Here is a 12526-nt window from a genome sequence, read left to right on the forward strand (position 1 = left end):
TGGCGAGTGTGCGAGGGACGAGCACGGGAGCGGATCGCGCATGAGCTTGGCCGACTACACCGAGTCCTGGCTGGCGTCGCACTACGACGATCTGGTCGGGTGGCGCAGGCACCTGCACCGCCACCCGGAGCTGGGCCGCCAGGAGTTCGCCACCACCCAGTTCGTGGCGGAACGGCTGGCCGACGCCGGCCTGAACCCGAAGATCCTGCCCGGCGGTACTGGGCTGACGTGCGATATCGGTCCCGAGCACCGCCAGCGGATCGCCTTGCGGGCCGACATGGACGCGCTGCCGATGGCCGAGCGCACCGGCGCGGAGTATTCGTCGACGGTGCCCGGGGTGGCCCACGCCTGCGGTCATGACGCGCACACGGCGATTCTGTTGGGAACCGCGCTGGCGCTGAACACGGTGCCGGAACTGCCGGTGTCGGTGCGGTTGGTGTTCCAGGCTGCCGAGGAATTGATGCCGGGCGGCGCCATCGACGCCATCTCGGCCGGGGTCTTGTCGTCGGTGTCGCGCATCTTCGCGCTGCACTGTGATCCGCGGCTGGCAGTCGGCCGCGTGGCCACCACGCCCGGGCCCATCACCTCGGCCGCCGATTCACTCGAGATCACCCTGCACTCACCCGGCGGGCACACCTCGCGCCCGCACCTGACCCACGATCTGGTCTACGGGCTGGGCATGCTCATCACCGGTGTGCCGGGAATCCTGTCCCGGCGGGTCGACCCGAGACACAACACGGTGATGGTGTGGGGTGCGGTGAACGCCGGGGTGGCGGCCAATGCGATTCCCCAGTCCGGCACGTTGTCGGGCACCGTGCGCACCGCCAGTCGGAAGACCTGGCTGGACCTGGAAGGGCTTGTCTCCGAAGCGGTTTCCTCACTCCTGGCGCCGCTGGGCATTGCCCATTCGTTGCAGTACAACCGCGGTGTGCCACCGGTGGTCAACGAAGAGGTCTCGACGCGGATCATGATGCACGCCATCGAGGCCGTCGGGCCCGACGTGCTGGCCGACACACAACAGTCCGGCGGCGGCGAGGACTTCTCCTGGTACCTCGAGGAGGTGCCCGGCGCGATGGCGCGACTTGGCGTGTGGAGCGGCGAGGGGCCTCAGCTCGATCTGCACCAGCCCACGTTCGATCTCGACGAGCGCGCGCTGGGCGTCGGGGTGCGGACGATGGTGAACCTGGTGGAGCAAAGCGCCGCGTTCTGACAGCCCGGTCGACGAGCCCGAGGTACGAGGGGGAGAGAGGGCCGGGCTCAAGTGGTCAGCCCGGTCGACGAGCCCGAGGTACGAGGGGAAGGGAGGCCGGGCTCAAGTGGTCAGCCCGGTCGACGAGCCCGAGGTACGAGGGGGAGAGAGGGCCGGGCTCACAAGGTCAGCCCGGTCAGCCGCTGGTGCCCGGCCCGATGTTGCGGGCGGGACGGGTGCGCAGGTCGTGCACATAGTCGGCGGGCGCGCCGGCGATCTCGGCGGCGTCGGCCATGACGCCCAGGTAGCGGGCCGAGGGTACGCCGCCCTCGTAGGCGTCCAGCACGTACAGCCATGCCAGCACGGGATCGGTTGTGGTGTCCGAAGTTTCGCGGTGCACGCGGCAACGGATCTTCTTGTGCACACCGAACTCCGACCCTTCCCAGCGATCGAGGGTCTCCTCGTCCTCCTTGGTCATGTCGTAGAGCACCACGAACACCTTCGACGTCGGATCCTCGACGAGGGTCGCCAGTGCGCCTTCCCAGCCGATGTCCTCGCCGCCGAACGTCAGCCGCCAGCCATGTAGCCACCCGGTGCCCGCCATCGGCGAGTGCGGAGCCCGCTCCAACATCTGCTCGGGATGCATGTTCGACCCGTAGGCGGCGTAGATCGGCACCAGAAAAGCTTAGTCAGAAAGCCCACACAGCCGCCGAGGAGTCGACCCGAAACGGTGCGCGTGGCGTCGCGCGACTAGGTTTGAGCCGTGCCAACGCGCATCGTGATCATCGGCGGGGGCCCCGCCGGATATGAAGCGGCCCTGGTCGCCGCAGCCCGTGGTCCGGAAGTGCAGGTCACCGTCGTCGACTCCGACGGACTCGGTGGTGCGTGTGTGCTCTTCGACTGTGTGCCGTCGAAGACGTTCATCGCCTCGACCGGTGTGCGCACCGAACTGCGCCGCGCCGAGGGCCTCGGCTACGACATCGGCATCGACGCCGCCAAGATCGAACTCAGCCAGATCAACAACCGGGTGAAGACGCTGGCCCGGTCGCAGTCGGCCGATATCGGCTCGCAGTTGCTCAACCAGGGCGTCACCATCATCGGTGGCCGCGGCGAGTTGGTGGACGACGTGGCCGGGATGGCGCACCACCGGGTCAAGGTCACCACCCCCGACGGCAAGACCGGGGTGTTGAAGGCCGATATCGTGCTCATCGCCACAGGTGCCAGCCCGCGCGTGCTGCCCAACGCGGTCCCCGACGGCGAGCGGATCCTGACCTGGCGTCAGCTCTATGAGCTCACCGAGTTGCCCCAGCACCTGATCATCGTGGGTTCGGGTGTCACCGGTGCTGAGTTCTGCAACGCCTACACCGAACTGGGCGTCAACGTCACCGTCGTCGCCAGCCGTGACCAGATCCTGCCGCACGAGGACAGTGACGCCGCCGCCGCGCTCGAGGAGGTGTTCAACGAACGTGGTGTGACGTTGGTCAAGAACGCCCGCGCGCAGGCGGTGACCCGCACCGAGACCGGGGTGCGCGTGGCGATGGCCGACGGCCGCGTCGTCGACGGCAGCCACGCGTTGATGACGGTCGGCTCCGTCCCCAACACCCAAGGCCTCGGTCTCGAGCGCGTCGGCGTGGAGCTCAAACCCGGCGGCTACATCCCGGTGGACCGGGTGTCGCGCACCCCGGCGTCGGGCATCTACGCCGCCGGCGACTGCACCGGTCTGCTGCCGCTGGCATCGGTGGCGGCCATGCAGGGCCGCATCGCGATGTACCACGCGCTCGGTGAGGGGGTGGCGCCGATCCGGTTGCGCACCGTCGCCTCGGCGACGTTCACCCGCCCGGAGATCGCCGCCGTCGGGATCCCGCAGACCGCGATCGACGACGGCAGTGTGCCCGCGCGCACCATCATGCTGCCGCTGAACACCAATGCGCGCGCGAAGATGAGCCTGCTGCGGCACGGTTTCGTCAAGATCTTCTGCCGGCCGGCCACCGGCGTGGTGATCGGCGGTGTGGTGGTGGCGCCCATCGCCTCCGAGCTGATCCTGCCCATCGCGCTGGCCGTGCAGAACCGGATCTCGGTCACGGATCTGGCGCAGACGCTCTCGGTGTACCCGTCGCTGTCCGGGTCGATCGTGGAGGCAGCTCGCCGCCTGATGGCCCACGACGACCTCGACTGAAGTAGGGGTTTCGGCGCGCTCACAACCGCTGAGCGGTTATCAGCGCGCCGAGATCGCTAGGGTGGGCTGGGTGAGCGACGACCAGTCAGACTCCTTCCTGAACCCCCGGCAACGGGCGCGTGCGTGGGACCGCCTGGGCAGCGAACAGTTCGACGTCGTGGTGATCGGTGGCGGCGTGGTCGGTGCCGGCAGCGCCCTGGACGCCGCGACCCGGGGCTTGAGGGTGGCCCTGGTCGAGGCCCGCGACTTCGCCTCGGGTACCTCGAGCCGGTCCTCGAAGATGTTCCACGGCGGATTGCGCTACCTCGAGCAGCTGGAGTTCGGCCTGGTGCGTGAGGCACTGCACGAACGCGAGCTGTCGTTGACGACATTGGCGCCGCACCTGGTCAAGCCGCTGCCGTTCCTGTTCCCGCTGACCAACCGGGTGTGGGAGCGGCCCTACATCGCGGCGGGCATCTTCCTCTACGACCAGCTCGGTGGCGCCAAGTCGGTGCCCGCGCAGAAACACCTCACCAAGTCGGGTGCGCTGCGGCTGGCGCCGGGGTTGAAGCGCAGTTCGCTGATCGGCGGCATCCGGTACTACGACACCGTCGTCGACGACGCCCGCCACACGATGACCGTGGCCCGCACCGCCGCCCATTACGGCGCTGTGGTGCGCACCTCCACCCAGGTGATCTCGCTGCTGCGCGAGGGCGACCGGGTGGTCGGCGTGCGCATCCGCGATTCCGAGGACGGCGCGGTCACCGAGGTGCGTGGGCACGTCGTGGTCAACGCGACCGGGGTGTGGACCGACGAGATCCAGGCGCTGTCCAAACAACGCGGCCGGTTCCGGGTGCGCGCCTCCAAGGGTGTGCACATCGTGGTGCCGCGCGACCGGATCGTCAGCGAGGTGGCGATCATCCTGCGCACCGAGAAGTCGGTGTTGTTCGTCATCCCGTGGGGGACGCACTGGATCATCGGGACCACCGACACCGACTGGAACCTCGACCTCGCCCATCCGGCGGCCACCAAAGCCGATATCGACTACATCCTGGGCACCGTCAACGGTGTGCTGGCCACGCCGCTGACCCACGACGACATCGACGGGGTGTACGCGGGTCTGCGTCCGCTGCTGGCGGGGGAGAGCGAGGAGACCTCCAAGCTGTCGCGCGAGCACGCCGTTGCCTCACCCGCCCCGGGTCTGGTGGCGATCGCCGGCGGCAAGTACACCACCTACCGGGTGATGGCCGATGACGCCATCGATGCTGCCGCAGAATACATTCCGGCACGGGTGGCGACCTCGATCACCGAGAAGGTGCCGCTGGTGGGCGCCGACGGGTACTTCGCGCTGATCAATCAGACTGAGCACGTCGGTGCACGGTTCGGCCTGCATCCCTACCGGGTGCGCCACCTGCTGGACCGCTACGGCTCATTGATCGACGAGGTGCTGGCCCTGGCGGTGGACCGCCCGGAGCTGTTGGAGCCGATCACCGAGGCGCCGGTGTACCTGAAGGTGGAGGCGGCGTACGGCGCCGCGGCCGAGGGGGCGCTGCACCTGGAGGACATCCTGGCGCGGCGGATGCGGATCTCGATCGAGTACCCGCACCGGGGGGTGGACTGCGCCCGCGAGGTGGCCGAGGTGGTGGCCCCGATCCTGGGGTGGAGTGCCGAGGACGTCGACCGCGAGGTGGCCACCTACATCGCGCGGGTGGAGGCCGAGGTGTTGTCGCAGACCCAGCCGGACGACGCTTCCGCGGACGCGCTGCGGGCCGCAGCACCCGAGGCGCGAGCCGAGATCCTCGAGCCCGTGCCACTCAATTGAGTCGGTATTGACAAGGCAGGCACCGCTTCCCGATCGTGACGGCCTGGGGCCGACGCGGATCACGTTGCGTGGGGGAGCGGTGCTGGTGGAGTTGGCCTCTCGGTTCGGTGAGGCGGCGGCGCACAAGGTGCTCGCCGGCGAGGTGGTCGACGCCGACGGCACTGTGGTGACCGTGGGCACGGTGCTGCCGCCGGGCGCGTCCGTCTACCTGTACCGGGATCTGCCCGACGAGGTCGAGGTGCCGTTCGACATCCCGGTGCTCTACCGCGACGACGATCTGGTGGTGATCGACAAGCCGCACTTCTTGGCGACCATGCCGCGGGGCCGTCACGTGGCCCAGACCGCGGTGGTGCGGCTGCGCCGCTCGCTGGGGTTGCCGGAGCTCAGTCCGGCCCATCGGCTGGACCGGTTGACCGCGGGGGTGCTGTTGTTCACGTGTCGGCGTGAGTTGCGGGGGCCCTACCAGACCATGTTCGCCCGCGGTCAGGTGTCCAAGACGTATCACGCTGTGGCGCAAGGTGTTCCGACTGTCGCCCTGCCGACCGTGCTGCGCAGCAGGATCACGAAATACCGTGGCCGCCTGCAGGCGGTGCAAGAGCCAGGGGAGCCGAACGCCGAGACTTTGGTGGAACATCTTGGCGGGCAACGATATCGGCTGACACCGCATACCGGGCGCACGCATCAGCTCCGGGTGCACATGACGTCCATCGGTGTCCCCATCGCCGGTGATCCTCTGTACCCGAACATCATCGACGTCGCCGCCGACGACTTCAGCACACCGCTACAGCTGCTGGCTCAGGCCTTGGAGTTCGACGACCCGCTCACCGGAGCGCCGCGCCGGTTCGTCAGCGACCGCACGCTGGGTTGACACTCGCGGCGCCGACCGTAGCTCTTGTGCGGGATCTCGGGAAGTGGTCTGGTTAGGGGCCCTAATTGCTGAGAGAAGGTTGTGAACATGCGGACGGCGTTGAGTGCGATGACAGTTCTGATGGCCGGTGCGTTGATGGGCGCCGGTGCCGCCAGCGCTGAGCCGTTGCCACCGACGCCATCGAGTGATCAGCTGCAGTCGCAGCTGCAGAAGGTGCTCAACCGGGGCCTCAGCGACCAGGAACGGGCCGGCGAGTTGCAGGGCGGGCTGGCTGCCGTGCCCACCGCCAACAACATTGCCGGCGTCATCGACCAGTACAGCTCGATGATGTCGTGGCGGGTCGAGAACGCGGCGCTCAACGGTGACCAGGTGGACGCGCAGCTGGCCGTCACCATTCCGATCTTCGGTACCAAGACCCACCAGATCTACTGGGTCAACCAGGACGGCGCCTGGAAGCTGAGCAACCCGTCCGCCTGTGTGATCGCCACCCAGGTCGCCGGCACCACCTGCACGGTCTGACCCATTTTGGACAAACGGGCGCCAAGACACGCCCGTTTGTCCGACCATGGGGGCATGTTGCCCAGGCTGGTTCACTCCGCTGCTGCGGTGATGGTGATCGGGGTGAGCGTCGGTACCGCTGTTGTGACAGCCCCATCGGCGCAGGCGATCTGCGGGTCGATCGGTGGCCGTTTCGTGGACGTGAGCGGTTGCTCGGACCCACTGTCCGAATGGAATTACGTGACGCCGCCGCCCCCGCCCCCGCCGCCACCTCCTCCACCCGGTGCGCCGCCGCCCCCACCACCTCCACCGCCGCCGCCGGTGTATGTCCCACCGGCGCCGAATGTGAACGTCTGCGCGAACGTGGGACGGCGGATCAGCGTGAGTGGCTGTATCTGAGCCGCGTTGTCGTCGAGCGGCGAACCCCTGTGCGGTGCCGGCGTGTCGTCGCGCATGGTTACCTGCGTTAATCTCGCGGTAACCAGGTTCGCGTTTCCTCCGATTACCCTCTGTTTCACCACAGAGGATGAGGGGAGACGGCATGACCGACACCGTTCCAACGACCACCGACGCAGGTCCCGAGTTCAGGGTGACGTCCGATTTCTGGCGCGAGCTGCCGCAGATGTCGCTCGAGAAATACCCGGGCACTGAAGGATTCATCGACGACGTCTACGTCAATCCCGACGGCGTACCGATGTGCTCCGGCTACTTCGAACTCCGGAACACCGACGCACCGCTGGACTACTTCTACGATTACGACGAGATGAAGGTGGTTCTCGAGGGCGAGTTCCGGCTCGAGAACGTCGATACCGGCCAGGTGCAGATCGCCAAAGCCAAGGACGCCATCTTCTTCCCCAAGGGCTCGAGGATCCTGTTCTCGACACCGGATCGAGCGCTGGCGTTCTACGTCGGATACCGTTCGTTTGCGCCCTAGCGCCGTGTCGCTGTCCGCGCCCGTCGTGGAGACCTACCGGGTACAGCCCGGGTCGGTCACCGCCCTGCGAGTGTTTCCCGGCGATGCGATCGATGTCATCGACCGGTTCGGCCGTCAGCCGGCCGAGCTGACGGTGCTGTCGGTGAATCCGCGCGCGGTACCGGATGCCCGGCCCGACGCACCCGCGAGTGTGCTGCGGGAACTCGCCGCCGGCGACGACGAGGAAGGCTTCGCCGCGCAACGCATTCTGCGGATGTTGGCCCAGCACGGGGTCCTCCCGGGCGAGGCTGCAGCCACCCGGATGTTCGGCGGGCACACCGCTCCCGGCGCCCGGGTGCATCTCCCCGTCGAGGACACCGCGGTACTGCTGCTGGCGGCGCCCGCCACACCGATGCGCCTCGACAGCGCCGAACCCAACCCGCCCTCGGAACTGTGGGTCGAGGTGCGCCGCGCCGAGCCGAACCGGCCGCCCGCGGTGGAGTTGCCACCGCCACTGGCCGAACCGCTGCTGGACCTGCGTATCGATGCCTTCACCGCGTGCGATTACCAAGTGCGGGAAGGGCAGTTCATCCAGATCATCGACGTCGAGGGCCGGCAGTGTTCGGACTTTCTGGCCTTCGATGCCCGGGCATTGCAGGACGGCGCCGAATACGGCCTGGACGCCACCACTACCCGGACACTGATCGGCGGCGCCTATCCACAACCGGGTCTGCACGGCAAGTTCTTCGATGCCCGTGGGCGGGCACTGGTCGAGGTGGTGCGCGACACGGTGGGCCGCCACGACACCTTCGGATTGGCGTGCAACGCAAAGTACTACGCCGACATGGGCTATCCGGGCCATGTCAACTGCACCGACAACTTCAACGCGGCACTGGCGGGCTACGGGGTGGCCCGCCGCACCGGCTGGCCGGCGCTGAACCTGTTCTACAACACTGCTTTCGACGCCGCGCATCAGCTGGTGATGGACGAGCCGTGGTCGCGTCCCGGCGACTACGTGTTGCTGCGAGCAAGCTCGGATCTGGTGTGCGCCTCGTCGGCCTGCCCCGACGACATAGACCCCGCCAATGGCTGGCTACCCACCGATGTTCATGTGCGGGTTTACGATTCGACCAGGAGGTTCTCCGTGGCCATCGGCCACCGTGTCACCCCGGATGCCGAGACCGTCCTCACCAAGAGGACCGCCTTCGCGCCTCGTACCGAGGTGCTGACCCGGCAGTTCACCGAGTACGTCGGATACTGGTTGCCGAGCAGCTTCGACAACGTCGGCGCTCAGCAGGAGTACTGGGCGTGCCGGGAACGCGCCGCGGTGATGGACCTGTCGGCGTTGCGTAAGTACGAAGTGCTCGGACCCGACGCGGAGACACTGCTGCAGGCCACCCTGACCCGGGATGTCCGCAGGCTGTCCCGCGGGCAGGTGGTCTACTCCGCGATGTGCAATGAAGCCGGCGGTATGGTCGACGACTGCACGGTCTTCCGGCTGGGCGACAACAACTTCCGATTCGTCGGTGGTGACCCCTACGACGGCGAGTGGTTGCGCGAGCAGGCGAGCCGCCGCGGCCTCGACCGGGTCTGGATCAAAGACTCCAGTGATCAGCTGCACAACATCGCGGTACAGGGTCCGGTGAGCCGTGAGCTGCTCGCCGATGTCATCTGGACCCCGCCGACCCAGCCCACGCTGCGCGAGCTCGGCTGGTTCCGGTTCCTGATCGGGCGCCTCGGCGGCCCGGACGGTGCGCCGGTGCTGGTGTCGCGCACCGGATACACCGGCGAACTCGGTTACGAAGTGTGGGCACACCCGCACGACGCCATGGCGGCGTGGGACGCGGTGTGGACGGCGGGGCAGCCGTACGGACTGGCACCGCTGGGTCTCGACGCGTTGGAGATGCTGCGGGTGGAAGCCGGCCTGGTCGCCAAGGGCACCGAGTTCGATGACCAGACAGACCCTTTCGAAGCCGGAGTCGGGTTCACCGTCCCGTTGAAATCCAAGACCGATGACTTCCTGGGCCGGGCCGCCCTCGTGGAACGCAAGGCTCATCCGCAACGGGTTCTGGTGGGTCTGCTGCTCGACGGCAACGAGACCGCCGGGCACGGTGACTGCGTCCACGTGGGCCGCAGCCAGATCGGGGTGGTCACCAGCGGAGTCCGCTCACCTGTCCTGGGCGCCAGTGTCGCGCTGTGTCGCATCGCTGTTCAGTACGCCGAACCAGGCACAGCCGTCGAGGTCGGCAAGCTCGACGGCTTCCGCAAACGTCTCCCGGCCACCGTTGTCCGGTTCCCGTTCTACGACCCCGACAAGACCCGGCCCCGATCCTAGGAGAGTGCCCATGACCCGTACCGCCATCATCGGAGCCGGCCCCTGTGGGCTGGCGCAGCTACACGCTTTCGAACTCGCCCGCGCCGACGGCGTCGATGTGGGTGAGGTGGTGTGCTTCGAGAAGCAGAGCGACTGGGGCGGACTGTGGAATTACTCCTGGCGTACCGGGCTCGATGAGCACGGCGACCCGGCCCACGGGAGCATGTACCGCTACCTGTGGTCCAACGGACCCAAGGAGTGCCTGGAACTTGCCGACTACACCTTCGACGAGCACTTCGGCGCCCCCATCCCGTCGTTCCCTCCTCGTGAGGTGCTGTTCGACTACATCACCGGCCGGGCCAAGAAAAGCAATGTGCGACAGTTCATCCGGTTCGACACCGCGGTCCGGCAGGTGAGCTTCGCCGAGGACACCGGACTGTTCAGCGTCACCGTCGAGTCCTTCGAGGACCGCGCGCTGCGCACCGAGCAATTCGACTTCGTCATCGTGGCCTCCGGACACTTCTCCACCCCGCATGTCCCCGAATACCCTGGCTTCCAGACATTTCCGGGGCGCATCCTGCACTCCCACGACTTCCGTGACGCCTGCGAGTTCACCGGTAAGGACCTGCTGGTGCTCGGCAGCAGCTACTCGGCCGAGGACATCGCGCTGCAGTCACGCAAGTACGGTGCGAAGTCGGTGACCATCGCCTACCGCCACAACCCGATGGGCTTCGGATGGCCCGAGGGCATCGACGAGGTGCCCGCGCTGCAGCACGTCGAGGGCCGCACCGCGCACTTCGCCGACGGCACGTCCCGCGATGTCGACGCGATCGTGCTGTGTACGGGCTACCAGCACCACTTCCCGTTCCTGGCGCCGGATCTCACGCTGACCACTCCGAACAACCTGTACCCCGGCGGTCTCTACAAGGGCGTGGTGTGGACGGCCAACCCGAAGCTCCTGTATCTCGGGATGCAAGACCAGTTCTACACGTTCAACATGTTCGACCCGCAAGCGCTCTTCGCCCGCGACGTGGTGCTGGGACGGGTGGAGATCCCGGCCGCAGAGGTGATGGCCGCCGACATCGCCGGGTGGTTGGCCCGGTTGGCCACCCTGACCAATCCGACCGAACAAATCGACTTCCAGACCGACTACGTCCGTGAGCTGATCACCCACACCGACTACGCGGCGTTCGATCTCGACTTGGTGCGGCAGCACTTCGTCACCTGGGAGCACGACAAGGACGAGAGCATCACCGGCTACCGGGACAAGGCGTTCTCGTCACCGTGCACCGGCACCGTCGCGCCGGTGCACCATACGCCGTGGTGGGATGAACTCGACGACAGTTCGGCGGCGTTCCTGCGCCAACCCTGAGTCAGCGCTGGCAACTGGGACACCAGTAGGTGACCCGGTCGCCGTCGGCGTCCCTGGAGATGGGCGTGCCGCATCGCCGGCACGGCTCACCGCCGCGGCCGTACACCCAGAGGTCTTCGTTGCGGCGGGTATTGCCGGTGGTGGTGCGGTTGACACGGGATCTGTTGGCCCAGAGCATCTTCTGGGCCCGGGTCACCAGCCGGAGCGGATCGGCGACGTCGCGCACCGGTGCGGACGGGCGCACGCCGAACAGGAACGACAGCTCGTTGGCGTATACGTTGCCGACGCCGGCGAGGTTGCGCTGGTCCAACAGCGCTTCGGCCAGTGGGCGGTCCGGGTCGGCAAGCAGATTGGCCGCGGCCGTGTCGGCGGACCAATCCTCGCCCAACAGGTCGGGGCCCAGGTGGGCGACGGCCGCCATGTCCTCAGCACGGTCGAGGATCTCCAGCACGCCCAGATCGATGCCGTAGGCGACGCTGTCGGCGGTGCCGAGGATGATGCGGATCTTGTAGGCGGGGCCGCGGAACCTGCCGATCTGCCAGCTGCCATCCATCTTGAGGTGGGAGTGGATGCTGGCCGTCCCGACCCGGATGAACAGGTGCTTGCCCCGGGCCAGCACCTCGTCGACCACCTGACCGGTGAGGTCGGCCGCAGCAAAACGTGGCACCCGCACATCGCAGCGGGTCAGCGGTTTACCCGCCAGCGCGGCGCGCAATTTCTCAGCAGTACGGAAGACGGTATCGCCCTCAGGCATGGCTTCGACGCTACCTCGAAGCCATGCCCGTCCCGGTAGAAGCTGGGGTGCTAGCCGATCACCAGTCGCCGATGGGCGGGGAGAACTCGAACGACCCGTTGGCCTCCAGGTTGAACGGTGCCGCGGTGGTACCGGGCACGGCCTTCACCGAGTCCCTGACCTCCCCTTGAGCGTTGATCTCCTGGACGTCGGAGCTACGGCTCTCACCCAGACCGCGGGCCTCACCGATGGCGGTGGCCCGCAGCGAGTTGTCATCGACCACCAGCGCCTGGCGGCTGGTCACCTGCGGCGTGGGAGCCACCTCTTCGACGTCGGCGTTGGCGACGGCACTGCCGAGGCCCATGAACGCGGCCGCGACGGCGAACGAACCAAGCCCCACAGCGGTGAGTTTCTTGGCACTTGTCATGGGTCCTCCGGTTGTGTCGGCCATCAGGCGTTTGTGTCAGACAGCTGTTGAGGTTCTCAACACTGCGCACGCAGGACGCTACCGGCGATACGCCGGTGGCAGCGTCCCGAAGTGAGGGTTCCCAACATGCTCACAGGCAACTTGCACCCAATCGACAACGGGGTGTTCCGACGCGGCTGGTCAGGCCTCAAACCAATTGATTCACAGTGAGTTTCCAGCTTGGCGGATAGACGCC

At 67.4% G+C, this 12526-nt stretch carries 12 protein-coding genes; 9 read left to right on the forward strand and 3 right to left on the reverse strand.

Annotated features, from left to right (window positions below; all coding sequences use genetic code 11):
* Positions 1 to 40: 40 nt before the first annotated feature.
* Positions 41 to 1210, forward strand: coding sequence for a M20 family metallopeptidase (locus tag NL241_RS09345; protein ID WP_487691151.1), 1170 nt, complete (start codon positions 41 to 43; stop codon positions 1208 to 1210).
* 175 nt (positions 1211 to 1385) lie between these two features.
* On the opposite strand, the gene NL241_RS09350 is transcribed toward NL241_RS09345, so the two are convergent.
* Entirely contained in the window at positions 1386 to 1865 is a 480-nt protein-coding gene (locus NL241_RS09350; protein ID WP_487691153.1) for a gamma-glutamylcyclotransferase family protein, read from the reverse strand.
* An 87-nt stretch (positions 1866 to 1952) separates the two neighbouring features.
* On the opposite strand from NL241_RS09350, the gene NL241_RS09355 reads away from it, so the two are divergent.
* From NL241_RS09355 to NL241_RS09390, 8 genes are all read left to right on the forward strand, one after another.
* Positions 1953 to 3365 carry an NAD(P)H-quinone dehydrogenase gene (locus NL241_RS09355; RefSeq protein ID WP_487691155.1) on the forward strand — a complete coding sequence of 471 codons (1413 nt, stop codon included), beginning with the start codon at positions 1953 to 1955 and terminating at the stop codon, positions 3363 to 3365.
* A 70-nt stretch (positions 3366 to 3435) separates the two neighbouring features.
* Positions 3436 to 5166 (forward strand): glycerol-3-phosphate dehydrogenase/oxidase, encoded by a 1731-nt coding sequence (locus NL241_RS09360; RefSeq protein WP_487691157.1) that lies wholly within the window; start codon positions 3436 to 3438, stop codon positions 5164 to 5166.
* Between the two features lie 7 nt (positions 5167 to 5173).
* On the forward strand, positions 5174 to 6034 hold the full coding sequence (locus tag NL241_RS09365; protein ID WP_487691159.1) for a pseudouridine synthase: 861 nt from the start codon (positions 5174 to 5176) through the stop codon (positions 6032 to 6034).
* A gap of 87 nt (positions 6035 to 6121) precedes the next feature.
* Positions 6122 to 6553, forward strand: a complete 432-nt coding sequence (locus NL241_RS09370) for an MTB12 C-terminal domain-containing protein (protein ID WP_494397359.1) — start codon at positions 6122 to 6124, stop codon at positions 6551 to 6553.
* A gap of 90 nt (positions 6554 to 6643) precedes the next feature.
* Positions 6644 to 6931, forward strand: coding sequence for an RNA-binding protein (locus NL241_RS09375; protein ID WP_487691456.1), 288 nt, complete (start codon positions 6644 to 6646; stop codon positions 6929 to 6931).
* Between the two features lie 142 nt (positions 6932 to 7073).
* Entirely contained in the window at positions 7074 to 7466 is a 393-nt protein-coding gene (locus tag NL241_RS09380) for a EutQ-related cupin domain-containing protein (protein WP_494397360.1), read from the forward strand.
* Positions 7467 to 7470: 4 nt separating this feature from the next.
* On the forward strand, positions 7471 to 9780 hold the full coding sequence (locus NL241_RS09385; RefSeq protein ID WP_494397361.1) for a trimethylamine N-oxide demethylase: 2310 nt from the start codon (positions 7471 to 7473) through the stop codon (positions 9778 to 9780).
* Positions 9781 to 9790: 10 nt separating this feature from the next.
* The gene (locus tag NL241_RS09390) at positions 9791 to 11131 is read left to right on the forward strand and encodes a trimethylamine monooxygenase (protein ID WP_487691165.1); all 1341 of its coding nucleotides are present in this window, start codon (positions 9791 to 9793) and stop codon (positions 11129 to 11131) included.
* Position 11132: 1 nt separating this feature from the next.
* Here the strand turns inward: NL241_RS09390 and nei2 are convergent, their stop codons facing one another.
* Entirely contained in the window at positions 11133 to 11885 is a 753-nt protein-coding gene (gene nei2 / locus NL241_RS09395; protein WP_494397362.1) for an endonuclease VIII Nei2, read from the reverse strand.
* A 58-nt stretch (positions 11886 to 11943) separates the two neighbouring features.
* Entirely contained in the window at positions 11944 to 12291 is a 348-nt protein-coding gene (locus tag NL241_RS09400) for a hypothetical protein (RefSeq protein ID WP_487691168.1), read from the reverse strand.
* Positions 12292 to 12526: the final 235 nt, after the last annotated feature.

It is taken from the genome of Mycolicibacterium sp. SMGY-1XX, from assembly GCF_059132455.1.

Excerpts from the sequence above, each read along its gene's own strand:
- NL241_RS09345 (WP_487691151.1), top strand. The coding sequence starts at position 41 with ATGAGCTTGGCCGACTACACCGAGTCCTGGCTGGCGTCGCACTACGAC.
- NL241_RS09370 (WP_494397359.1), top strand. The coding sequence starts at position 6,122 with ATGCGGACGGCGTTGAGTGCGATGACAGTTCTGATGGCCGGTGCGTTG.
- NL241_RS09375 (WP_487691456.1), top strand. The coding sequence starts at position 6,644 with ATGGTGATCGGGGTGAGCGTCGGTACCGCTGTTGTGACAGCCCCATCG.
- NL241_RS09380 (WP_494397360.1), top strand. The coding sequence starts at position 7,074 with ATGACCGACACCGTTCCAACGACCACCGACGCAGGTCCCGAGTTCAGG.
- NL241_RS09390 (WP_487691165.1), top strand. The coding sequence starts at position 9,791 with ATGACCCGTACCGCCATCATCGGAGCCGGCCCCTGTGGGCTGGCGCAG.
- nei2 (WP_494397362.1), bottom strand. The coding sequence starts at position 11,885 with ATGCCTGAGGGCGATACCGTCTTCCGTACTGCTGAGAAATTGCGCGCC.
- NL241_RS09400 (WP_487691168.1), bottom strand. The coding sequence starts at position 12,291 with ATGACAAGTGCCAAGAAACTCACCGCTGTGGGGCTTGGTTCGTTCGCC.